A 21,170-nucleotide genomic window follows, 5' to 3' on the forward strand; every position below is an offset into this window, starting at 1 on the left:
TTCCGGGGCCCGGGACGCGGGCCCACGAGAGGAGCCGCACCATGCGCGCCGCCCTGCTGCACGAGATAGGCCAGGACAAACTGGAGGTCCTCGACGACGTCGAGGCGGTGGGCTTCGGCCCCGGCAAGGTAAGACTCCGCATCCGGGCCACCGGACTGTGCCACTCCGACGTGTCGGCGATGAGCGGAGTGCTGCCGCAGCCCGCCCCGTTCATCCCCGGCCACGAGGGCGCGGGCGAGGTCCTCGACGTCGGCGACGGCGTCACCGGACTGAGCGCGGGGGACCGGGTGCTGGTCTGCTGGCTGCCCTCGTGCGGGGAGTGCCCGTCGTGCCGGCGGGGGCAGACCCAGCTCTGCCTGGCCGGTTTCATGAACGCGGGCACACCCAACTTCAAGCGCCCCGGCAAGGACGTCTTCGGCTTCGCGGGCACCGGCACCTTCACCGAGGAGGTCGTCGTCGGCGCGGGCTGCGCCGTACCGATCCCCGACGACGTGCCGTTCGAGATCGCCGCGCTGATCGGCTGCGGGGTGACCACCGGACTGGGCGCGGCCATCAACACCGCGCAGGTGGAAGCCGGTTCGTCGGTCGCAGTGATCGGCTGCGGCGGCGTCGGCATCTCCACGATCCAGGGGGCGCGGGTGAACGGCGCCGCCCAGATCGTCGCCGTGGACCCGGTGGCCTCCCGGCGCGAGGCGGCGCTGCGATTCGGCGCGACGGAGGCCCTGGCCCCCGACGAACTCGCCGACGCCAGGCAGCGGATCACCTCCGGCGAGGGCTTCGACTACGTCTTCGAGGTCGTCGGCAAGTCGGCCACCGCACGCACGGCGTACGAGAACACCCGGCGCGGCGGCACCCTCTGCATCGTCGGCGCGGGTGCGATGGACGACAACTTCCAGGTCAACATGTTCGAGCTGTTCTTCGACGAGAAGCGCATCCTGCCCTCCATGTACGGGGGAGGGGACGTGCTCCGCTCGTACGAACGGGCCATCGCGCTCTGGCGGGCGGGCCGGATCGACCTCGAATCGATGATCACCCACCGGGTGCGGCTCGACGGGATCAACGACGCCCTCGACCAGATGCGGACCGGCGAGTCGCTGCGCACCTGCATCGAGATCTGACCTCCCCACCCTGCCCCCTCCTGAGAGGACCCCGAGATTCCGATGTCACTTCCCCTGGACGGCATGTCCGCGATCGTCACGGGTGCGGGCCGCGGCCTCGGACGCGCCGAAGCGCTGGAACTGGCGGGGCTGGGCGCGTCCGTCGTCGTCAACGACTACGGGCAGCCGGGCCGCGACGGCTCGGGAGAGGCGTCCGCGACCCCTGCCGAGGAGGTCGCCGAGGAGATCCGGGCGGCGGGCGGCCGGGCGGTCGCGCACGTCGGCGACGTCTCCGACCACCAACAGGCCGGGGCACTGGTGCAACTGGCCGTCGACACGTACGGAAAGCTCGACGTCCTGGTCAACAACGCGGGCATCCTGCGCGACCGGATGATCTTCTCGATGACCGAGGACGAATGGGACTCCGTCATCAGGGTCCATCTCAGGGGCCACTTCAACACCACGCACTTCGCCGCCACGCACTGGCGGGCCCGTGCCAAGGAGTCCGGCGGCCCGGTCCACGGACGGATCGTCAACACCTCCTCGGAGGCGTTCCTGGCCGGTTCGGCGGGCCAGCCGAACTACGCCGCGGCCAAGGGCGGCATCGTCGGCCTCACCACCTCCACGGCCCTGGCCCTGGCCAGGTACGGCGTCACCGCCAACGCCATCTGCCCGCGGGCCCGCACCCGGATGACCGAGGACGTCTTCGCGGGCTTCGAGGTGCCCGGGGACGGCCGGCTCGACGCGCTCGCCCCCGAGCACGTGGCGCCCCTGGTCGGCTATCTGGCCTCACCGGCCGCCGCCAAGGTCAACGGGCAGCTGCTGGTCGTGCACGGCGGGATGGTCGCGATCGTCGAACGGCCCAGGGTCGCGGCGAAGTTCGACTCCGCGAAGGAGACCTTCACCTTCGACGAGCTGGACGAGCTGATCTCCCCGTACTACGAGGACCGCCCGCCGAACGAGACCTTCGCCGCGGCCGAGGTGCTCGGCCTGAAGCGGGGCTGACGGGGGAACCCGCGACGGAAGACGGGTGGGCCCCGGCAGCCGCACGGCTGCCGGGGCCCACCCGTCCCTCGTTGATGTGTCGGTGCGGTCAGGCCGCTCTGCCGTCCCCCTCGGAGGGGCGCCGGTGGCGGCCGTGCGGCTGTGCCGCCGTCTCGTCCACCGACTCGCCCCCTCGGTGCTTTCCGGAGCCGCCGGCTTCGGCCCGGTCCGCGTCCTGGGGACGCGTCTGGGTCGTGTCGGTTCGGGCTTCAGACATGTGGGAAGTCACCCCGTTGTGGTCGCTTACATGTGTCACCAGGGCCGATCACGCCACCGCGCACGGCACGGCCGCCATAGGCGACCGCGCGTCACGACCGCGCTGCCCGGACCCAGAGATTTAACCAGGAATCTCACGCCCGACGAGAGGCGCCTGGCCCAATGGAACCGGCTTGCACGTCGATAGAGGCGAAGCGGTGGCGGACGGTTGCATACCGCTTTCCGCACACGTCACCGTCACCGCCGTCGCCACCGGCGGCGCGTGGCGCTCCCCGTCCGCCGGTGCCTCCAGCAGCGCCACGCCGCACGGCACGTCCCCGCCGGAGTACGGAAGCCCGAGCACGCCGTCCCGGCTCCACACCCCGCTGCCCGCCTGCCACCCATCGGGAGCGGCGAGTTGGTGCAGCCGGCGCCCCGCCGGGCGCCACACCCCGACCCAGCTGCCCGCCGCCCCGTCGATCCGCAGGGCCACCGCGCAGTTCTCCGGCATCAGCATCTGCCCCGGCTGCACGGCGAACGGGGTCACCGCCGCGTCGGACAGGCGCAGGCACTCGGGGAAGCGCACCGGCAGGCTGCTGCCCAGCACGCCCCACCCGAGCCGGTCGTGCCCCGGCGCGTCCGAGCGGATCAGCAGCAGTCCGCTGTCCGGGTCGGCGAGCAGCAGCCGGTCGTCGCTGCCGGGGGCGATCTGCAGCAACGGCGTCACCTCGCCGCCCCGTTCCAGGTCCACGGCGACGGCCTTGACCGGCCCGCCGCCCGGCATCTCGCGGTCCAGGGCCAGCATCCGCCCCGTCCGGTCCAGCCAGACGCCGCCGGAACAGCGCCCCGGGACCTCCGCGACGTGCTCCGGCCCGAAGGCACCGCCCGCCACCAGCCACACGGAGGTGGAGTGCGCGCCGACCGACAGGGCGTACGCGCTCGCCCCGTCCGGACACGGCGGCAGCAGGGTCAGGTCCGCGCATTCGACGGTGCCGAGCGGGAGTTCGCCCGTGCCCGGACCGGTGGGGTAGAGCAGCGACACCGCGTGCCGGTCCGCGACCCGGCGCCGGATCAGCACCCGCCCGTCGGCCAGCGGCAGCACCTCGGAGCCGGGCTCCTCCGGCTGGTCGAGGGGGAGCGGCACGGCGTACGGCTCGTGCCCGTCGAGCGTCCAGCGCTCCACGAACCACGCCTGCCCGCCGTCCCGGTCGTCCCCGCCGGCCACGTCGGCGAGGGCGAGCCGGGCCGCGTACGCACCGTCCGCGGAGATCGTGAACGCGGGCGCGGGCGGGAGCGCCGGTACGGGAGTGGGCGGGAGCGCCGGTACGGACGCGGGCGCCGGTGCGGGCGCGGCGGGGAGGGCGGCCGGGGTCCGCGTGCGCTCCCCGGCCGATCGGGCGGCTCCGGGCGCCCGGGGCGCCTCGGACATCCCGGATGTCCCGGACGCTCCGAGTGTTCCTGGCTTTCCGGATGCTCCGGGCGGGAGCGCCGGGGCGGGCCGTACGGGGACGGAAACGCTGGAGGCGAACGGTGCGGGGAGGCCGGAGGCGGCCCCGGGGGCGGCGATCACGGCGGCACCGGTTCGACGGGCGGCGCCCCGGGGGGTGAGGGCCCGGGTGGCGACGGGGCGCGCGGCGACGGGATGCGGGGCGACGGGGCGCGCGGTGACGGGGCGCGCGGCGGTCCCGGAGGTGCCGGTCCCGGCGGCTCCCGCCAGCACGGCTCCCGTTCCTGCCCCCGGTCCGGACCCGGCCCCCGATCCGGACCCGGCCTCGGGGGCCGTCCCCACGGGCAGGTCGGATCCGCCGCTGCCCAGGACCGCGTCCGCGGCGTCCCCGGCAGCTCCGGTCGCCCTCGCGGTCCCGTTCTCGATGGCACAGGCAGTCATGGAATGGTCACCTCCGGCGACCGAAGCTAGTTTTCGCACTTCCTGCCGAACAACACGAGACCTGCCACTTCACACATAAGGGTGGCGGTGCCCGGGTTTGCCTGAGATCGAGGGGGTGCCTGTGCTGGGCGAGAATCGAGGGGATTAAGGTTAGGCAGTCCTAAGTGATGCCTGTGTGACCCTCGACTGGAGCAAGTGATGTCCCTTCGTCGCCGCGGTACCGCCGCAGTCGGCCTGGTGGTGGCCGCCGCCCTTTCCCTTTCGGCCTGCGGGAGCGACGACGGGAAATCGGACGGCGCGACCGGCTCCGGGAACGGCGGTGACAAGAAGGCGGCCGTCGCCACCGGTGGCAAGGACTTCGCCGACGCCGCGAAGAAGACCGCGGAGTTCGGGACGGACGCCGAGGCCGGCCAGTACCCCCGCACCCTCACCCACGCCATGGGCAAGACGGAGATCAAGTCCGCGCCCAAGCGGGTCGTCGTGCTGGACGTCGGCGAGTTCGACAACGTCGTGTCGCTGGGTGTGAAGCCGGTCGGCTACGCGCCCTCCGAGGGCGACGCGGCCATTCCCTCGTACCTGAAGAAGGACGCGGGCAGCCCCGAGAACGTCGGCACGATCAACAACCTCAACCTGGAGGCGATCGCCGGCCTGAAGCCCGACCTGATCCTCGGCAGCCAGCTGCGCGCCGCCGACAAGTACAAGGCGCTCTCCGAGATCGCGCCGACCGTGTTCTCCATCCGTCCGGGCTTCACCTGGAAGGAGAACTACCTCCTCAACGCCGCCGCGCTGGACAGGACCGCCGAGGCGAAGAGCGAGCTGGACGCCTACGAGAAGAAGGCCGGGAAGCTCGGCGAGGACATCGGCCCGAAGAAGCCGACCATCTCGATGGTCCGCTACATGCCGGACCGGATCCGCCTCTACGCCAAGGCGTCCTTCATCGGCACCATCCTCGAGGACGTCGGCCTGCCGCGCCCCGCGAACCAGCAGATCGACGACCTCGCCGCGGAGATCAGCCCGGAGAAGATCGACGACGCCGACGCCGACTGGATCTTCACCGGCGTCTACGGCGACGTGAAGGCCACCAAGCGCGACACCACCCAGTCCAACCCGCTGTGGAAGAACCTCAAGGCGGTCAAGGAGGGCCGGGCCAAGGACGTCCCCGACGAGACCTGGTACCTCGGCCTCGGCGTCACGGCCGCGAACATGGTCCTCGACGACCTCCGCGCCGACCTCGTGAAGTGACGATTCACTGATCGCCCGCCCGCCGACCCGCCGGCTGCCCGCCCCGGACCGCGTTCCGGGGTGCGGCACCGGCGCGGCGGGCGGTGCCGTGCGGGCCGCGGCCGTCCGCTCGGGTCACCGGAGCCATGGACGGCGGGCCACGGAGGGCAGGTAGCCTTTGCTTGTGCCCCGTCTGTCTGATGTCCTCGCCGAACTCGACGCCCTCTGGCCGCCCGGGAGGGCCGAGAGCTGGGACGCGGTCGGCACCGTGTGCGGAGACCCCGGTGCCGAGGTCGACCGGGTGCTGTTCGCCGTCGACCCCGTCCAGGAGATCGCCGACGAGGCGATCCGGCTCGGCGCCCAGCTGATCGTCACCCACCACCCGCTCTACCTGCGGGGTACGACGACGGTCGCGGCCGACACCTTCAAGGGCCGGGTCGTGCACACCCTCATCAAGCGCGACATCGCGCTGCACGTCGCCCACACCAACGCCGACACCGCCGACCCGGGCGTCTCCGACGCGCTGGCCGGTGCGCTCGACCTCCGCGTCGAGGGCCCGCTCGTGCCGGACCCGTCCGACCCGGAGGGCCGTCGCGGACTCGGCCGGATCTGCGTGCTCGACCACCCCGAGACCCTGGCCGAGTTCGCCGCCCGCGCCGCCGCCCGGCTGCCCGCCACCGCGCAGGGCATCCGGCTCGCGGGCGACCCGGCGGCGACGGTGCGCACCGTCGCGGTCAGCGGCGGCTCCGGCGACAGCCTCTTCGACGCGGTGCGCGCCGCGGGCGTCGACGCCTTCCTCACCGCCGACCTGCGCCACCACCCGGCCTCCGAGGCCGTCCAGCACTCCTCGCTCGGCCTGATCGACGCCGCCCACTGGGCCACCGAGTGGCCCTGGTGCGAGCAGGCCGCAGCGCAGCTCGACGCGATTTCCGACCGCCACGGATGGGACCTGCGGGTCCACGTCTCGAAGCAGGTCACCGACCCCTGGACCACCACCACCCACCACTCTTCTGGAGCCCCCAACTGAACGCCGCGCCCGCCGACCAGATCCGACTCCTCGACGTCCAGGCCCTCGACGTACGCCTGTCCCAGCTCGCGCACCGGCGCAAGTCGCTGCCCGAGCACGCCGAGATCGAGTCGCTCACCAGCGACCTCGCGCAGCTGCGCGACCTGCTGGTCGCCTCGCAGACCGAGGAGAGCGACACCGCCCGCGAGCAGACCAAGGCGGAGCAGGACGTCGACCAGGTGCGCCAGCGCGCCGCCCGCGACCAGCAGCGCCTCGACTCCGGCGCGATCACCTCGCCGAAGGACCTGGAGAGCCTCCAGCGCGAGATCGCCTCGCTGGCCAAGCGCCAGGGCGACCTGGAGGACGTCGTCCTGGAGGTGATGGAGCGCCGCGAGTCCGCCCAGGAGCGCGTCACCGAGCTGTCCGACCGGGTCTCCGCCGTCCAGGCCAAGGTCGACGACGCGACCGCCCGCCGCGACGCCGCGACCAGGGAGCTCGACGCCGAGGTGGCGACGGTCACCAAGGAGCGCGAGGTCGTCGCCGGTTCCGTCCCCGCGGACCTGCTGAAGCTGTACGACAAGCTCCGCGAGCAGCAGGGCGGCGTCGGTGCGGCCCGCCTCTACCAGCGCCGCTGCGAGGGCTGCCGCCTCGAACTGAACATCACCGAGATCAACGAGGTGAAGGCGGCGGCCCCGGACGCCGTGCTGCGCTGCGAGAACTGCCGCCGCATCCTGGTCCGCACGGCGGAGTCGGGCCTGTAATGACCCAGCCGCGCCAGTTCGTCGTCGAGGCCGACGGGGGTTCCCGGGGCAACCCGGGGCCCGCCGGTTACGGGGCGGTCGTCATCGACCCGGTGACCGGGGAGACCCTCGCCGAGGCCGCCGAGTACATCGGCGTCGCGACGAACAACGTCGCCGAGTACAAGGGCCTCATCGCGGGCCTGCGGGCGGCGAGGGCGCTGGTGCCGGACGCCTCGGCGGACGGCGCGCTCCGGGTGCGGGTCCGGATGGACTCCAAGCTGGTCGTGGAACAGATGTCGGGCCGCTGGAAGATCAAGCACCCCGACATGAAGCCGCTCGCGGCGGAGGCCGCCAGGATCCTGCCGCCCTCCGCCGTCACGTACGAGTGGATCCCGCGCGAGAAGAACAAGCACGCGGACCGGCTCGCCAACGAGGCGATGGACGCGGGCAGGCGCGGCAAGCAGTGGGAGCCGTCGGCCTCGACGGCCTCCCTCGACGCCCGTGGGTCCGCGCCGACGACGGACCTGCCGCCGGTCTCCGGCCCGCCCGGCGACGCGGCGGCGGGCGCGGCAAGGGCCCGCGCCGCCCTCGCCGGCCGCACGGCACAGGCCGCTCCGGCGGGCGCAGCGGGTACGGCACGGACAGGCACGGCACAGGCCGCTCCGGTTCCGGCGGGCACTGCTCCGACAGGTACGGCTCCGGCAGCAGCCGCCACCGCCGCGCCCCGGGCGGGCTGGGCGGCGCCCGATCTCGGCGCGCCCGCCACCTTCGTACTGCTCCGGCACGGCGAGACGGCGCTCACCCCCGAGAAGCGGTTCTCGGGCAGCGGCGGCAGCGACCCCGAGCTCTCGGCGGTCGGCCGCCGACAGGCCGAGCTCATCGCGGAGGCGCTGGCCGCCCGCGGCACGATCGAGGAGATCGTCAGCTCCCCGCTGCGCCGCTGCCGTGAGACGGCGGGCGCGGTCGCGGCCCGGCTCGGCCTGGAGGTCCGGATCGAGGACGGCCTGCGCGAGACGGACTTCGGCGCCTGGGAGGGACTGACCTTCGCCGAGGTGCGCGAGCGCCACGGCGCCGACCTGGACGCCTGGCTCGGCTCCGCGAAGGCGGCCCCCACCGGCGGCGGGGAGAGCTTTGCCGAGGTGGCCCGCCGCGTCGCGGCGACCCGGGACCGCCTCACCACCCGCCACGCGGGCCGCACGGTCCTCCTGGTCACCCATGTGACGCCGATCAAGACCCTGGTCCGGCTGGCCCTCGGCGCCCCGCCGGAGGCCATGTTCCGCATGGAGCTCTCGGCGGCCTCGGTCTCCGCGGTGGCGTACTACGCGGACGGGAACGCGTCGGTCCGGCTGCTGAACGACACCTCGCACCTGAGGTGACGGGGAAGGCCGCCGGTGCGTCCGGCGGCCGGCGGGCCCGCGATCCGTGGTCCGCGGCCCGCCGGCCTCCCGGTCCGCGACGGTCAGCCGCGCAGGGCCGCGGCCTCGCCCGCCAGCCGCTCCACCCGCGCCCAGTCCTTCGCCGCCACCGCGTCCGCCGGGACCATCCAACTGCCGCCCACGCAGCCGACGTTGGGCAGTGCCAGGTACGACGGCGCGGAGGCGGGCGAGATGCCGCCCGTCGGGCAGAACCGGGCCTGCGGCAGCGGTGAGGCGAGCGACTTCAGATACGCCGTGCCGCCCGCCGCCTCGGCCGGGAAGAACTTCATCCCGGTGACCCCGCGCTCCAGCAGCGCGACCACCTCGGACGTCGTCGAGACGCCCGGCAGGAACGGCACCCCCGATGCCTTCATCGCGTCCAGCAGCCGCTCCGTCCAGCCGGGGCTGACCAGGAACCGCGCCCCCGCGGCGACCGTGTCGGCGACGTTCCGCACGGAGATCACCGTGCCGGCGCCGACCACCGCGTCCGGCACCTCGGCCGCGATCGCCTCGATCGCGGCCAGGGCCGCCGAGGTCCGCAACGTCACCTCGATGGCCGGGAGTCCGCCCGCGACCAGGGCACGGGCGAGCGGCACCGCGTCGGCGGCGTCCTCCAGGACGACCACGGGGACGACGGGGGCCAGATCCAGTACGGAGGCGGCAGGGGCCGCGGCGGAGGCAGAGGAGGTCATGCGCCCATCCTGCCGCGAGAACCGCACTGTACGCAACGAGCGTTGCGCATGTTGCAACGTCATGGCTCCGGTGGCCCGCCGCCCGGCACGGGGCCGACGGATCAGTGAATCTCCGTCACCACGACATCGATCGACCACGCCCGACCGGCCCGCGCGGGCGCCTCGGCCTCCACGACGTACCCCAGGTCGCGCAGCACCTCCACCAGCTCGGCGGGCCCCTTCGGACGCGCGCCCGCGACCAGCAGGTCACGGACGATCCGGCCCTTCGTCGCCTTGTTGAAGTGGCTGACCACCGACCGCTTCTCCACCCCGTCCACCAGCTGCGAGTGCAGCACCCGCACGCCCGCCGTGCGCTCCGCCACCCCGCCCTTCGGCTTCCAGGCCGCGGTGTAGGCGGAGGACCGCAGGTCCAGGACGAGCCCGTCCCCGGCCGCCTCCGGCATCACCTGCGCCATCGGGCCGCGCCAGTGCGCCCCGAGCGCGCCCAGCCCCGGCAGCTTCACCCCCATCGAGCAGCGGTACGAGGGAATCCGGTCGCCCACCCGCACCGCGCCCCACAGCCCGGAGAAGACCAGCAGCGAGCCGCCCGCCCGCCGCTTGGCCGCCGTGTCCAGGGAGGCCAGGTCCAGCGCGTCGTACAGCACCCCCGTGTAGATCTCCCCGGCCGGACGCGTCCCGGCCGTGCGCAGCTCCACGTTCTTCGCGACCTCGCCGCGCAGCCCCTCGCTCAGCCCGAGCACCTCACGGGCCTTCTCCTCGTCCGCCGCGCACAGCTCGACCAGCTCGTCGAGGACCGCGGCCCGCGCCGCCGCCAGACCCGGCAGCGACAACGACTCCGGCTTCAGGGGCGCACCGCGCCCCGAGGCGGCCTTTCCCTCGGAGGGCGGCAACAGCACGAGCACGGCGATTCTCCTTCGTACGCACGGGCGGGGACGGGTCCGGGCCCCCGCGCCAGCGTACGGGGAGGCGCGGGGGAGACGCGGCGCACGGGAACGACGACGCACGGGAACGGTGGCGTACGGGAACGGCGGGCCCGTCCGGGATGCCGCCCGTCCGGCCCCGGCCTACGCTCGGTCCATGCCCCGCCGCCACCTCCGCATGACCGGACCGGCCGACACCTCGCTGGGGGCGGCCCTGCGCGGACTGCGCACCGGACTGGACCTGCCCGACGGCTTCCCGCCCGACGTCCTCGCCGAAGCGGCCCGGGCGGCCGGGGACCCGGCGGTCCGGGCCCACGAGGACGCCACGGACCTGCCGTTCTTCACCATCGACCCGCCCGGGTCGACCGACCTCGACCAGGCCATGCACCTCGAACGCCGCCGGCACGGCTACCGGGTGCACTACGCCATCGCCGACGTCGCCGCCTTCGTGCGCCCCGGCGGTGCGCTCGACACCGAGGCCCACCGCCGGGTGACGACCCTCTACTTCCCCGACGGCAAGGTGCCGCTCCACCCCACGACGCTCTCCGAGGACGCCGCCAGCCTCCTGCCGGGAGGCGTCCGCCCCGCCGTGCTCTGGCGGATCGACCTCGACGCCGAGGGCGCCGTCGTCACCACCTCGGTGCGCCGGGCCCTCGTCCGCAGCCGCGCCCGGCTCGACTACGCCGGAGTCCAGCGGCAGATCGACACCGGCACCGCCGAGGAATCCCCGGCCCTGCTCCGGGACGTCGGACGGCTCCGCCAGGAGCAGGAGACCGCCCGCGGCGGCATCTCCCTCGACGTGCCCGAACAGGAGGTCGTCGAGCGCCACGGCACGTACGCCCTCGCCTACCGCGCCCCGCTGCCCACCGAGGCGTGGAACGCCCAGATCTCCCTGCTGACCGGCATGGCCGCCGCCCACCTCATGAAGGAGACCGGCACCGGCATCCTGCGGACCCTGCCGGTCGCCCCGGACGGCGCCGTGGCCCGGCTCCGCCGCTCGGCCGAGGCGCTGCGCATCGACTGGCCGCACCACGTCCCGTACGCGCGGCTCGTCCGCTCACTCGACCCGCGCAGGGGCGACCACGCCGCGTTCCTCCAGGAGTGCACCACCCTGCTGCGCGGCGCCGGGTACACCGTCTTCGAGCACGGCGAACTCCCCGTCCCCGCCGTCCACGCCGCCGTCGCCGACCTCTACACGCACTGCACCGCCCCGCTGCGCCGCCTCGTCGACCGGTACGCGGCCGAGCTGTGCCTCGCCGCCGACGCGGACCGGAACCTGCCCGAATGGGTCCTCGCCGCACTGCCCGGCCTGCCGAAGGAGATGGCGGGCGGGACGGCGCGGGCCAACACCGTGGAGCGCGAGTGCGTGGACCTGGTCGAGGCGGCCCTGCTCAAGGACCGGGTCGGCGAGGTCTTCGACGGGTACGTGGTCGACGTGAAGGACCAGGAGCCCACCGTCGGCACCGTCCACGTCGTCGACCCGGCGGTCGTCGCCCGGATCGACGGCGGCGACACCGGGCTCCCGCTGGGGGAGCGGCTGCGGGTCAGGCTGGACCGGGCGGATCCTGGCTCGGCGAAGGTGCTGTTCGTGCCCGCGTGAGCGCGGCCACGACGGCACCCGGGTCGTCCGCGTGGAACCGGACCGTCCGGGCCAGCCCCCGCCCGCCCAGCGGCCGTACGTACTCCACCGGAGCGGTCAGTTCCACGCTCACGGTCGTCTGCCCGCCCACGACGAGATCGAGCGACCCGTCCGGCCCCGGCCGGACCAGTCCCCCTTCGGGGAAGCGCCGCTCGACCCGCGCCCCGGCGACCGCCCCGGCGGGAACCCGCAGGTCGAACAGGCCGCCGTAGCGGATGCGCAGCGCCCCGTCGGCGCCCACCACGTGCGGCCGGGTCACGCACGAGGCGTGCAGCGCCAGGACGAACACCACCCCGTACACGTCGACCACGAGCAGCACTCCGTGCACGAGCGGCCACGGGACCAGCAGCGCCAGCATTACCGTCTCGACCACGGAGACGAAGAGCAGGCCGTACATCATGGCCGTCTGCGGCCCCGTGTACGGGGCGGTGACGGCACCCTCGGGCACGGCGTGCCGTCGGCGCAGCAGCCACAGCCCGAGACTGTGCAGAGCCCGCGCCTCGTGCCCGACGAGCCGGCGCACCGGTGCCGGTACGGCGTCGCGCAGCGCCGCCCGCAGCGCCTTTGGCCACCCGAGCCCGGCCCGCCGCCCCGCACGCAGGAGCCGCCACAGCACCGCGCACTCGAACCCGAACACGGCCACCACCAGGGCCTCCGCCGTGAGCAGCACCGCCCCCGGTATCCGGACCCCGGCCAGGAGGCAGCCCGCCAGAGCCACCTCGGCCGCCATCACGCCCCCGATCACCCACCCCGGAACCCGCACCCGCGTCCTCATCCCGCCCCCTCCTCCAGGTCCGTTCCTGTCCGCTTCTCCGCCATCCGGGCCGCCAGCCCGGTCATCACCCGGCGCACCACCTCGGCCTGGGCGGGCGCCCAGTCGTCGAGCAGGGCCTCGCCGAAGCCCGGGACGGCCGGCCCGTCCGAAGGGATCTCCGCCAGCACCTCGTCCGGCACGGCGGCCAGCACGTCGTCGGCGAGCGGCCCGATCCGCGGATCGTCCACGGCCGCCCCGGCCAGCGCGTCCAGCCGCTCGTACAGGAGGGGCAGATCCGGGTCCTCGGCCATCGTCGTCAGCGCGGCACGGACCCCGCCGCCGAGCCCCGCCGGGTCCAGCAGCGTCAGATGCTCACGGTCCCTGGCGGCCGAGGGGGAAGCGCCGGCCGGCCCCGTGCCCAGCAACTCGGCGAGCGCGGGCGGCACGGGCCCCTCGGCGGAGACCGGCGTCTCCAGCAGTTTCGCCAGCCGGTGCCGCCGCTCCCGGATCTCGTCCTCCTGCCGGGCCAGATCCGCGTCCAGCCCGGCGAGCACGTCCATGAGCTCGTACCCCGCCGTGTCGGCGAGGACGTCCCGCACCTCGTCCAGCCCGAGCCCGAGCTCGGTGAGCCGCCGGACCCGGGCCAGCACCACGGCGTCCCGCACGCCGTACGAGCGGTAGCCGTTGGCCCGGCGGGCGGGCTCGGGAAGCAGACCGATGTGGTGGTAGTGCCGAATCGCCCGCGAGGTGACCCCGACGAGCGCGGCGATCTCTCCGATACGCATGGGGCCAGTAGAAACCTTGACGCCACGACAAGGTCAAGCGCGCCCGACCCCGCCGGTATCCGGCGACGCCGCCCCCTCCTGTGCCACGATCGAGCGATCTGTTCCCATCTCACGGACGGCGGGCCCGACGATGTCCCAATCCGGCGAGCGACCGAGGAAGGGGCGTGACATGACTGCCATGCCGTACGAACCGCTCACGCAGGCGGACGTCCTGCTGGAGGGCTTCCTGGCGCTGGATACGCCGGAGGGCTTCCGGGCCGAGCTGATCGAGGGGGAAATCGTCGTGACGTCGCCGCCGGACGGGGACCACGAGGACTACATCAGCCTGATTCTGAAGCAGGTGATCAGGCGGTCCCGGACAGATGTGGATTTTTCTGGAAACAAAGGGCTGAAGCTGGCAAGCGGCGGACGCTGTCCCAAGAACCACGTCATTCCCGATGGCACCTTCGCCCCCACGGAACTGCGCCTGTACCGGGGAGCCGACCCCTGGATGCCGTGCGAGGGGGTGGCCCTCGTCGTCGAGGTCACCTCGACCAAGCCCCGGGCGGACCGCACGGACAAGCGTCACTGCTATGCCCGCGGACCCATCCCGCTCTATCTCCTGGTGGACCGGGAGCAGTCCTTGCTGACGCTGTTCAGCGACCCGGAGGGCGACGACTACCGTCAGCACTGCACGATCCCGTTCGGCAGGCGGCTCACCCTCCCGGAGCCGTTCGCCTTCGACCTGGAGACCGAGGAACTCATCTGAGACCCGGCCGAACCCGATCCGAACCGGCCCGAACCCGGGCCCGTCCGGCCGCCCCCGCCGGGCGGGTAGCATGGTCGGCACGGCAGACGAGCCGGGCGGACGGCCGCGTGGGGATCCCCGGATCTCCCCGAGGAACGTCCGGGCTCCACAGGGCAGGGTGATGGCTAACGGCCACCCGGGGTGACCCGCGGGACAGTGCCACAGAGAACAGACCGCCGAGGACCTCGGTCCTCGGTAAGGGTGAAACGGTGGTGTAAGAGACCACCAGCGCCCGGGGTGACCCGGGCGGCTAGGTAAACCCCACCCGGAGCAAGGTCAAGAGGGGCCGTCCCAGGACGGCCCTGCGCGAATGATCGAGGGCGGCCCGCCCGAGTTCGCGGGTAGACCGCACGAGACCGGCAGCAATGCCGGTCCTAGATGGATGGCCGTCTCCCCGGCCGCCGCGAGGCGACCGGGTGACAGAACCCGGCGTACAGCCCGACTCGTCTGCCGGCAGGCCCGGGTTCCACTGCACCGGCCTCGGCCGGTGCCTCCCGCGCACCGCCGGTGCGCCGCGTGGCCCCGACCGGCGACAACCCGCGTGGCGGTTCCCATTACGATTCCAGTGCTTGAATGAACCATCGTTTTCGGTCGGCAAGGAGAAACGCTGTGCCCCTGGTGTCCGTCGTGATGCCCGTGTACAACTCGGCAGCGACCCTCGGCGCGGCGGTCCGGTCGGTGCTCTCGCAGACCCACAGCGACCTGGAGCTGCTGGTCACCGACGACAAGTCCTCCGACGACTCCATGGACCTGCTCATGGAGTTCGCCCGGCAGGACGAGCGCGTCCTGCCGAGATCGGCACCGGAACAGGGCGGTGCCGGCCGGGCGCGCAACCTCGCCATCGAGCGGGCCCGTGGGGATTACGTCGCCTTTCTCGACAGCGACGACATGTGGCTCCCGGAGAAGACCGAGCGGCAGCTCGCGTTCGCCGCTGCGGGCAGTGCGCCCCTGACGTTCACCTCGTACTTCAAGATGGACGCCGATCACGAGGGCGAGAGCGTCGACTTCGTCCCGAACGGGCGCGTGATCCATGCGCGGGAGCACGTGGACTACCGCGCGATGCTGGTCCGGGACTACATCGGCGCTCTGACCGCCATGTACGACCGCAACGTCCTCGGCACGCGGCTGATGCCGGAGATGCGGAAGCGGCAGGACTACGCCCTGTGGCTGTCGATCATGCGTGACGGGGCCGACGCCCGGGGCCTGGCCGAGCCGCTCGCGGTGTACCGGGCCCACCAGGCGGGATCGCTGTCCTCCAACAAGCTGTCGCTGGTCCGGTACAACTGGGAGCTGTACCGCGAGCACGAGGGACTGTCGGTCCCGCGGTCGACGCGGGCGCTGGCCGGCGCCGCGTGGCAGTCGCTGCGCAACTCGCGGATCTAGGGTCTGCCGGCCCGGGAGGCGGGGCGCGGTCTACGGGCGTTCGACCACGCCCGCCTCGTGGGCGGCGATGGCCGCCTCCACCCGGTTGCGTACCCCGAGCTTGCTGAGGATCGCGCTCACGTGGGCCTTGACGGTGCCCTCCACCAGGAACAGCTCCGCCCCGATCTCGGCGTTGGACAGTCCCGCTCCGAGGAGTGCCAGTACGTCGTGCTCCCGCTTCGTGAGCCGTTCCACGACGTGCCGTGACGGTGGCTCGTGCGGGGGGCGGCCGGCGCGCAGTACGCCGATCACCCGGGCCGCCACCTTCGGCGAGAGGTAGGCGCCCCCGGCGGCCACCGCCCGTACGCCGTTGAGCAGTTCACGGGGGTCGTCCGCCTTCAGCAGGAAGCCGCTGGCCCCCTCGTGGAGGGCACGGGTGATGAAGTCGTCCTCGCCGAACGTGGTCAGCATGATCACGGCTGTCCCGGGGCGGTCGCGGTACATCCGGGCTGCCGCGGCCAGGCCGTCCATGCGGGGCATCTGGATGTCCAGCAGGACCACGTCGGGGCGGTGCAGGCGGGCCAGTTCGACGGCGGCCCGGCCGTCGGCGGCCTCGGCGACCACTTCCATTCCCGGCTGCCGCGCCAGGATCGCGCGGATCCCCGAGCGGATCATCGCCTCGTCGTCGGCGAGGAGGATCCGCACCGGTGGTTCGTCATGAGGAGTCTCCCGCGTCCCTTGCACGGGACGAGCCTAACGCCGCGGACGCCCCGGCCGGCCTCGTCGGCCGGTCCCCTGCGCGGGGTGCGGAACGACCCCTGACGAAAGTGAGTGGTGGCCCTGGCGAACGGCCGATGTGCGCGGTCCTCCCGCTTCCTAGCGTGGTGGCAGTGAGAGCGATCCGAAGGGAAGAGCTGTGATCACCCTGCGAGGCCTGACCAAGCGTTACGGCGAGACCGTCGCCGTGGACGGCTTGACGCTGGACATCGAGGAAGGACGGGTGACCGGCTTCCTGGGGCCCAACGGCGCCGGCAAGTCGACCACCATGCGCATGATCCTCGGCCTGGACCGTCCGTCCGGGGGCGAGGCGCTCATCGACGGGAAGCCGTACTCCTCCTTCCGCCACCCGATCCGCGAGGTCGGCGCACTGCTGGACGCCAAGGCCCTGCACCCCGCCCGTTCCGCGCGGGCCCACCTGGTGGCGCAGGCCCGCAGCAACGGCATCGCGACGAGCCGGGTGGACGAAGTGCTGGAGACGGTCGGCCTGGCCAAGGTGGCGCGGCGCCCGGCCGGGGCGTTCTCCCTCGGCATGTACCAACGGCTCGGCGTGGCGGGCGCGTTGCTCGGCGACCCGAAGGTGCTCGTCCTCGACGAACCGGTCAACGGGCTCGATCCGGACGGCGTCCGCTGGGTGCGCGAGCTCGTGCGGTCCCTGGCCGCGGAGGGCCGGACGGTCTTCCTGTCCAGCCACCTGATGAGCGAGATGCAGCTGACCGCCGACCAGTTGGTGATCATCGGCCGGGGCAGGCTGCTGGCCGACACCCCGATGGCCGACCTGCTGGCAGGCAGCTCGTCGGCTTCGGTACGGGTGCGCACCCCCGACCCGGACGACCTGCGCACACTGGCCGACCGTCTGCGGCGGGGCGACGGCGTACGGGTGGAGGTGCCCTCCGCCGACGAGATCGTCGTGCGGGGCCTCGGCGTCGAGGAGGTCGGCGACCTGGCCCACGGACTGGGTGTACGGCTGCACGAACTGCGCGCCGTATCGGCCTCGTTGGAGCAGGCCTACATGGAACTGACCGCGCGGAGCGTGGAGTACGGGACGGGGCACAGCGTGGCGTACGGGACGGGGAACACGGTGTTCGAGGAAGCGGGTTCCGGGCGGGCACAGGAGGCCCGAGCATGAGCGCCGTACCCATTGCGCAGGACACCGGGCGGCGCGGACGTTCGGGAACCCACTACACCGGGGGCGGATTCCGCGGGGCGTTCGCCGCGGAGCGGACCAAGCTGTGGTCCATCCGCACGCCCTACGTCTGCCTGGTGACGGGCCTGGTCGTCACCGGGATCTTCACCTTCTACTACGGGTCGATCGCCCGGATCAACGACAAGCCGGTCCAGCCGGTGGGCAACGCCTCGGTGTCCTCGGTCGTCCTCACCCAGTTCGCCCTGGTGGTCCTCGCGGTGACCATGGTGACGAGCGAGTACGCGACCAGCAGTGTGCGCGCCTCACTGCTGTGGGTACCGGTCAGGCACCGCGTCCAGCTGGCCAAGGCGCTGCTGAGCGCCCTGGTGGGCCTCGTCGCGGGAGTGGTGTTCGGGGTGCTGGGCATCGCCCTGGCCTGGGGCCCCTTCCGGGGGCACGCCGACTTCGAACTGTCCGAGGCGGTCTCCCAGATCCTCGCCATGGCCGTCTACTGCGCCCTGATCGGGGTGATGGCGGTGGGGGTGTCGTTCGCGCTGCGGACCGCGGCGGGAGCGGTGGCCGTGCTGTTCTTCCTGATCTCCGCCCTGCCCAGCATGCTGGTCGGGCTGGGCGGCCCGGTGCTGCTGGCCATCAACGACTACATGCCGCAGACGGCGGGCGGCCACCTCATGCTGGGCGACGGCAGCGCCCCCTACCCGGCCGCGGTGAGCCTGCTGATCCTGGTGGCGTGGACCGCCGCCGCCCATGCGGCCGGTGCCTGGGTGCTCCGGCGCAGGGACGCCTGATCCGCGACGCCCCGGCGACTTTGGAACCCGGCCCCGTACGCACGCCCCCTCCCCGGGAAACGCGCGTACGGGGCCGGGGCTCAGGACGCGCCGGGGCCGCCGCCCGGCATGACGTCCTTGGCGACCAGACGATCACCGGAGAAGCACAGCCGGTACATGTCCACCTGGTCCAGGAGGTTGCCGTTCGACCGGTAGAACTCGCACTCGCTGCCGTACGGCCGGGGAGCGGACCGCGCGGTGTCGGGCGGGTAGCGGTAGCTCCGCGCCGGCAGGAGACGGGCGAACTCCGCCCGCTCCTGGCCCACTCGGATGGCGGCGTAGGACGTCGGGTGCAGTATGCACGTCGCCAGTTGGTAGGCGAGGTACCCGGCGGACGGCAGGACCGTCAGGGCGAGCGCGGCCGGTGCGACGAACGCCATCGCGAACCGCAGCCGGACCCTGCGCCGCGCGTCGCCCATCCGGCGCGCCGACTCCGCCCCGTCGTCGGGCGGGGACTGCGGGACGGGGTTCGGCCGGGTGCCGCCCACCCGGTCCGGCAGCACGGCGGTCACCCGGAACCCCTGCTCGAACGGTCCGGCGTGCAGGACGCCGCCGAGCGCGCCCACCCGTTCCCGCAGTCCGGCGAGACCCCGGTTTCCCGGCACCGCCCCGGGCGACGGGCCCACCGGGGAGGTCGAGTTGGTCACCCCGACCTCGGTACGGCCGCCCTCGTGGACGATCCGGACGTGCACGGCGCTGCCGGGGGCGTGCTTCGTCGCGTTCGTCAGCGACTCCTGCACCACCCGGTACACGGCGTGCCCGACGAGCGGGGACGGGGAGGGGCTGTCGCCCTCCCGGACCAGGTCCACCGCGACACCGGACGCGACCGCCCGTTCCAGGAGCTCCTCGACGGACTCGACGGAGGAGTCCTCGGGGCCCGCGCCGGGGCCGTCGCGCAGCACCGTCACCGTCTCCCGCAGATGGTCGACGGCATCGGACACGGTCCTGCGCAGCTCCGCCACGTCGTCACGGTCCTGCTCGCCCAGGGTCGGTGACAGCTCCAGCGCACCCGCCCGCAACGCGATGAGACTCAGCACGTGTCCGAGGGAGTCGTGCATGTCGGCCGCGATGCGGGTCCGTTCCCGCAGCCGGGCCTGCTCGGCGACGAACCGCTGCCGCTCCTCCAGGGTCCGCGCCAGTCGCCAGCCGCCCGACACCAGGGCCCGCCGCGCCTGCCGGTAACGGCCGACGAGCCACGGCACCAGCAGGGCCAGGGGCAGCACGGTGACCGCGTAGAACCACCAGATCGCACCCCGCCCGAGCACCGCGCACAGCGCGAGGTCGAGGGCCAGGCACGAGGTGAGCACCACCAGGGGAACGCGGCCCGCCCTCACCCTGGCCCCCATCAGATACGTCATCGCGGTCAGCGCCAGGGCGTAGGCGTTGGCCGGGGTCGACTCGTCCACGAGGCCCAGCGCGCACAGCCCGTTGACGGCGAACACCGCGGTGCCCGGCCACCGGCGGCTCGCCGGAACGGCCACCGCCAGTACGAGGAAGGGCAGCACCACGTCCCGGGTCACCGAGGGCTGCAGCGCGGACCGGAACTCCCACACCCCCGCACCGGCCAGCACCATCCACAGCGCCGCGTCGAACAACCACGCCCTTCCGGACGCCGACGACGGTCCCGCGGCCCCGGACGGCACGTCCGCTTCCGTTTCCGTGCCCGTGCCCGTGCCCGCGTCCGTATCCACTTTCGCGCTCCCGCCACGCTTCACCACATGGCCGACCCTACCGATCGGGCCGGGCTCAGCAGGGGGTCGCGGTGTGCGTGTGCGCGGGCGCCCGACACCGGCCGGCGAACTGTTCACGGTGCCGCGCCGCGAGCCCTTCGGCGCCATGGGCGTCCCGGTTCGTCAGGAACTCGCGGAACAGGGCCGGAAGAACCTCGAAGACCCCCTGGTCGTCGCCGTGGTGGTGCAGCAGGATCCGGCTCCAGGACCACGCGGGGTCGAAGACGTCGTAGCGCATCTCGACCCATCTTCCCCAGTACTCGTGCGGAGAACGCCCGGGGGCCCGGATCCGGGTTCGGAACGGGACACGCCGATGTAGTAGCCGGTCAGGAAGGTGGCGGCGGAGGAGACGGTCCGTTCGCCTGTGAACACGGCGGGCCGACGGCACAGGTTGTCGAGCAGGTCCAGGAATCGCGCGTCGTCCAGCCGGCGATGGTATGTGACGCGGCAGGGGCTCAGCCGGGCGTGCGGCGCCGGTGGCCCATCGTCCGGGACGTCGCCGCGACCAGCAGCAGCGTGGCCGCTCCGACGACCGTCCCGAGGACGGGGAACGTGATCACGGGGGCCGTTCCCTTCGGGGCGACCAGGTCGTGCGGGTCGGCGTACACATGGATGCGGTCACCGACGCGGGTGTACGCGGTGCAGACCTTCGTGCCCGCGACGGATGTCCCGCGGCCGTCCGGGAGCCGGAGCCCGCACGTGTAATCGTCACCTCCGGTGATCGGCTTCCGGGAGCGGGTGACCTCGGTGACCGTCACGGGCGTCCGTTCGCCGCGCAGGCTCAGCACGGCGTCGCGGAGGCCGGCCAGCATCGAGATCAGCAGGACTATCAGGCAGGGCAGTATCACCAGCAGCTGCTTCTCCGTCGGTACGAGGATCAGCGGCAGACCGAGCACCACGACGACCGACGCCACGATCAGCGGCAGTTTCGCGAGCTCCCAGTCGTGCCCCAGGACGACGCCCACCAGCCCGCACCCCACCAGCACCAGCGCCGCTCCGAGGCCCAACAGCGCCCCCGCCAGGCGCGGTCGGCGCGGTGTCCACTTCTGCATCGACCGGACCACGCGCGCCACGGCGTCCCCGGCGCGTTCCCAAGCATCCCCGGCGCGTTCCCAGGCATCCCTCATGCCGCCCACGTCCCCGCCCC

The 21,170-nt window shown here is 73.3% G+C and carries 21 protein-coding genes and 1 other RNA gene; 12 read left to right on the forward strand and 10 right to left on the reverse strand.

The window, feature by feature from the left end; all coding sequences use genetic code 11:
* Positions 1-41 precede the first annotated feature (41 nt).
* Positions 42-1,118 (forward strand): Zn-dependent alcohol dehydrogenase, encoded by a 1,077-nt coding sequence (locus ABZZ04_RS15155; RefSeq protein WP_356932640.1) that lies wholly within the window; start codon positions 42-44, stop codon positions 1,116-1,118.
* A 42-nt stretch (positions 1,119-1,160) separates the two neighbouring features.
* Entirely contained in the window at positions 1,161-2,102 is a 942-nt protein-coding gene (locus tag ABZZ04_RS15160; RefSeq protein ID WP_356932641.1) for a 3-oxoacyl-ACP reductase, read from the forward strand.
* 88 nt (positions 2,103-2,190) lie between these two features.
* Here the strand turns inward: ABZZ04_RS15160 and ABZZ04_RS15165 are convergent, their stop codons facing one another.
* Positions 2,191-2,358 (reverse strand): hypothetical protein, encoded by a 168-nt coding sequence (locus ABZZ04_RS15165; protein ID WP_356932642.1) that lies wholly within the window; start codon positions 2,356-2,358, stop codon positions 2,191-2,193.
* A 120-nt stretch (positions 2,359-2,478) separates the two neighbouring features.
* Positions 2,479-3,765, reverse strand: coding sequence for a hypothetical protein (locus ABZZ04_RS15170; protein WP_356932705.1), 1,287 nt, complete (start codon positions 3,763-3,765; stop codon positions 2,479-2,481).
* A 657-nt stretch (positions 3,766-4,422) separates the two neighbouring features.
* Between ABZZ04_RS15170 and ABZZ04_RS15175 the strand changes: the two genes are divergently transcribed.
* The 4 genes from ABZZ04_RS15175 to ABZZ04_RS15190 all read left to right on the forward strand — a co-directional run bounded on the left by ABZZ04_RS15175 (position 4,423) and on the right by ABZZ04_RS15190 (position 8,567).
* Positions 4,423-5,466 (forward strand): iron-siderophore ABC transporter substrate-binding protein, encoded by a 1,044-nt coding sequence (locus tag ABZZ04_RS15175; protein WP_356932643.1) that lies wholly within the window; start codon positions 4,423-4,425, stop codon positions 5,464-5,466.
* 163 nt (positions 5,467-5,629) lie between these two features.
* A complete protein-coding gene (locus tag ABZZ04_RS15180; protein ID WP_356932644.1) occupies positions 5,630-6,472 on the forward strand; it encodes a Nif3-like dinuclear metal center hexameric protein in 843 nt (280 codons plus the stop codon).
* On the forward strand, positions 6,469-7,212 hold the full coding sequence (locus ABZZ04_RS15185; protein WP_356932706.1) for a C4-type zinc ribbon domain-containing protein: 744 nt from the start codon (positions 6,469-6,471) through the stop codon (positions 7,210-7,212). The genes ABZZ04_RS15180 and ABZZ04_RS15185 overlap by 4 nt, the downstream gene beginning before the upstream one ends.
* Entirely contained in the window at positions 7,212-8,567 is a 1,356-nt protein-coding gene (locus tag ABZZ04_RS15190) for a bifunctional RNase H/acid phosphatase (protein WP_356932645.1), read from the forward strand. The genes ABZZ04_RS15185 and ABZZ04_RS15190 overlap by 1 nt, the downstream gene beginning before the upstream one ends.
* Before the next feature lie 83 nt (positions 8,568-8,650).
* On the opposite strand, the gene eda is transcribed toward ABZZ04_RS15190, so the two are convergent.
* Positions 8,651-9,298, reverse strand: coding sequence for a bifunctional 4-hydroxy-2-oxoglutarate aldolase/2-dehydro-3-deoxy-phosphogluconate aldolase (eda, locus tag ABZZ04_RS15195; protein ID WP_356932646.1), 648 nt, complete (start codon positions 9,296-9,298; stop codon positions 8,651-8,653).
* A gap of 101 nt (positions 9,299-9,399) precedes the next feature.
* Positions 9,400-10,200 (reverse strand): peroxide stress protein YaaA, encoded by an 801-nt coding sequence (yaaA, locus tag ABZZ04_RS15200; protein ID WP_356932647.1) that lies wholly within the window; start codon positions 10,198-10,200, stop codon positions 9,400-9,402.
* Positions 10,201-10,375: 175 nt separating this feature from the next.
* Between yaaA and ABZZ04_RS15205 the strand changes: the two genes are divergently transcribed.
* On the forward strand, positions 10,376-11,818 hold the full coding sequence (locus ABZZ04_RS15205) for an RNB domain-containing ribonuclease (RefSeq protein WP_356932648.1): 1,443 nt from the start codon (positions 10,376-10,378) through the stop codon (positions 11,816-11,818).
* On the opposite strand, the gene ABZZ04_RS15210 is transcribed toward ABZZ04_RS15205, so the two are convergent.
* Both ABZZ04_RS15210 and ABZZ04_RS15215 read right to left on the reverse strand, forming a co-directional pair.
* On the reverse strand, positions 11,763-12,632 hold the full coding sequence (locus tag ABZZ04_RS15210; RefSeq protein ID WP_356932649.1) for a hypothetical protein: 870 nt from the start codon (positions 12,630-12,632) through the stop codon (positions 11,763-11,765). The two genes, ABZZ04_RS15205 and ABZZ04_RS15210, sit on opposite strands and share 56 nt — an antisense overlap.
* Positions 12,629-13,396: a MerR family transcriptional regulator gene (locus ABZZ04_RS15215; protein WP_356932650.1), complete on the reverse strand. Its 768-nt coding sequence runs from the start codon at positions 13,394-13,396 to the stop codon at positions 12,629-12,631. Before ABZZ04_RS15215 ends, ABZZ04_RS15210 begins: the two co-directional genes overlap by 4 nt.
* 178 nt (positions 13,397-13,574) lie before the next feature.
* Here ABZZ04_RS15215 and ABZZ04_RS15220 point away from each other — a divergent pair, with 178 nt between their 5' ends.
* The 3 genes from ABZZ04_RS15220 (at position 13,575) to ABZZ04_RS15230 (ending at position 15,566) form a co-directional block, all read left to right on the forward strand.
* Entirely contained in the window at positions 13,575-14,144 is a 570-nt protein-coding gene (locus ABZZ04_RS15220; protein WP_356932707.1) for a Uma2 family endonuclease, read from the forward strand.
* Between the two features lie 87 nt (positions 14,145-14,231).
* Positions 14,232-14,633: RNase P RNA component class A (rnpB, locus tag ABZZ04_RS15225), an RNA gene on the forward strand.
* Between the two features lie 159 nt (positions 14,634-14,792).
* Entirely contained in the window at positions 14,793-15,566 is a 774-nt protein-coding gene (locus ABZZ04_RS15230; RefSeq protein WP_356932651.1) for a glycosyltransferase family 2 protein, read from the forward strand.
* Positions 15,567-15,596: 30 nt separating this feature from the next.
* Here ABZZ04_RS15230 and ABZZ04_RS15235 read toward each other — a convergent pair whose 3' ends face one another.
* Positions 15,597-16,244 (reverse strand): response regulator transcription factor, encoded by a 648-nt coding sequence (locus ABZZ04_RS15235; protein ID WP_356932708.1) that lies wholly within the window; start codon positions 16,242-16,244, stop codon positions 15,597-15,599.
* 217 nt (positions 16,245-16,461) lie between these two features.
* Here ABZZ04_RS15235 and ABZZ04_RS15240 point away from each other — a divergent pair, with 217 nt between their 5' ends.
* Both ABZZ04_RS15240 and ABZZ04_RS15245 read left to right on the forward strand, forming a co-directional pair.
* Positions 16,462-17,451: an ABC transporter ATP-binding protein gene (locus tag ABZZ04_RS15240; protein ID WP_356932652.1), complete on the forward strand. Its 990-nt coding sequence runs from the start codon at positions 16,462-16,464 to the stop codon at positions 17,449-17,451.
* Entirely contained in the window at positions 17,448-18,254 is an 807-nt protein-coding gene (locus tag ABZZ04_RS15245) for an ABC transporter permease (protein ID WP_356932653.1), read from the forward strand. Before ABZZ04_RS15240 ends, ABZZ04_RS15245 begins: the two co-directional genes overlap by 4 nt.
* A gap of 80 nt (positions 18,255-18,334) precedes the next feature.
* Here the strand turns inward: ABZZ04_RS15245 and ABZZ04_RS15250 are convergent, their stop codons facing one another.
* The 3 genes from ABZZ04_RS15250 to ABZZ04_RS15260 all read right to left on the reverse strand — a co-directional run bounded on the left by ABZZ04_RS15250 (position 18,335) and on the right by ABZZ04_RS15260 (position 21,150).
* Positions 18,335-19,984, reverse strand: a complete 1,650-nt coding sequence (locus tag ABZZ04_RS15250; protein WP_356932654.1) for a histidine kinase — start codon at positions 19,982-19,984, stop codon at positions 18,335-18,337.
* 55 nt (positions 19,985-20,039) lie between these two features.
* Entirely contained in the window at positions 20,040-20,261 is a 222-nt protein-coding gene (locus ABZZ04_RS15255; protein WP_356932655.1) for a hypothetical protein, read from the reverse strand.
* A gap of 217 nt (positions 20,262-20,478) precedes the next feature.
* Positions 20,479-21,150, reverse strand: coding sequence for a hypothetical protein (locus ABZZ04_RS15260; RefSeq protein ID WP_356932656.1), 672 nt, complete (start codon positions 21,148-21,150; stop codon positions 20,479-20,481).
* Between the last annotated feature and the right edge of the window lie 20 nt (positions 21,151-21,170).

It is taken from the genome of Streptomyces sp. NPDC006435, from assembly GCF_040612315.1.
GTDB lineage: Bacteria > Actinomycetota > Actinomycetes > Streptomycetales > Streptomycetaceae > Streptomyces.

Bases quoted from the DNA above. Each gene is read 5' to 3' on its own strand.
- ABZZ04_RS15170 (WP_356932705.1), bottom strand. From the start codon at position 3,765: ATGTCCGAGGCGCCCCGGGCGCCCGGAGCCGCCCGATCGGCCGGGGAG.
- ABZZ04_RS15190 (WP_356932645.1), top strand. From the start codon at position 7,212: ATGACCCAGCCGCGCCAGTTCGTCGTCGAGGCCGACGGGGGTTCCCGG.
- ABZZ04_RS15160 (WP_356932641.1), top strand. From the start codon at position 1,161: ATGTCACTTCCCCTGGACGGCATGTCCGCGATCGTCACGGGTGCGGGC.
- ABZZ04_RS15255 (WP_356932655.1), bottom strand. From the start codon at position 20,261: ATGCGCTACGACGTCTTCGACCCCGCGTGGTCCTGGAGCCGGATCCTG.
- ABZZ04_RS15210 (WP_356932649.1), bottom strand. From the start codon at position 12,632: ATGAGGACGCGGGTGCGGGTTCCGGGGTGGGTGATCGGGGGCGTGATG.
- ABZZ04_RS15165 (WP_356932642.1), bottom strand. From the start codon at position 2,358: ATGTCTGAAGCCCGAACCGACACGACCCAGACGCGTCCCCAGGACGCG.
- ABZZ04_RS15215 (WP_356932650.1), bottom strand. From the start codon at position 13,396: ATGCGTATCGGAGAGATCGCCGCGCTCGTCGGGGTCACCTCGCGGGCG.
- ABZZ04_RS15245 (WP_356932653.1), top strand. From the start codon at position 17,448: ATGAGCGCCGTACCCATTGCGCAGGACACCGGGCGGCGCGGACGTTCG.
- eda (WP_356932646.1), bottom strand. From the start codon at position 9,298: ATGACCTCCTCTGCCTCCGCCGCGGCCCCTGCCGCCTCCGTACTGGAT.
- ABZZ04_RS15175 (WP_356932643.1), top strand. From the start codon at position 4,423: ATGTCCCTTCGTCGCCGCGGTACCGCCGCAGTCGGCCTGGTGGTGGCC.
- ABZZ04_RS15155 (WP_356932640.1), top strand. From the start codon at position 42: ATGCGCGCCGCCCTGCTGCACGAGATAGGCCAGGACAAACTGGAGGTC.
- ABZZ04_RS15260 (WP_356932656.1), bottom strand. From the start codon at position 21,150: ATGAGGGATGCCTGGGAACGCGCCGGGGATGCTTGGGAACGCGCCGGG.
- ABZZ04_RS15205 (WP_356932648.1), top strand. From the start codon at position 10,376: ATGCCCCGCCGCCACCTCCGCATGACCGGACCGGCCGACACCTCGCTG.
- ABZZ04_RS15220 (WP_356932707.1), top strand. From the start codon at position 13,575: ATGCCGTACGAACCGCTCACGCAGGCGGACGTCCTGCTGGAGGGCTTC.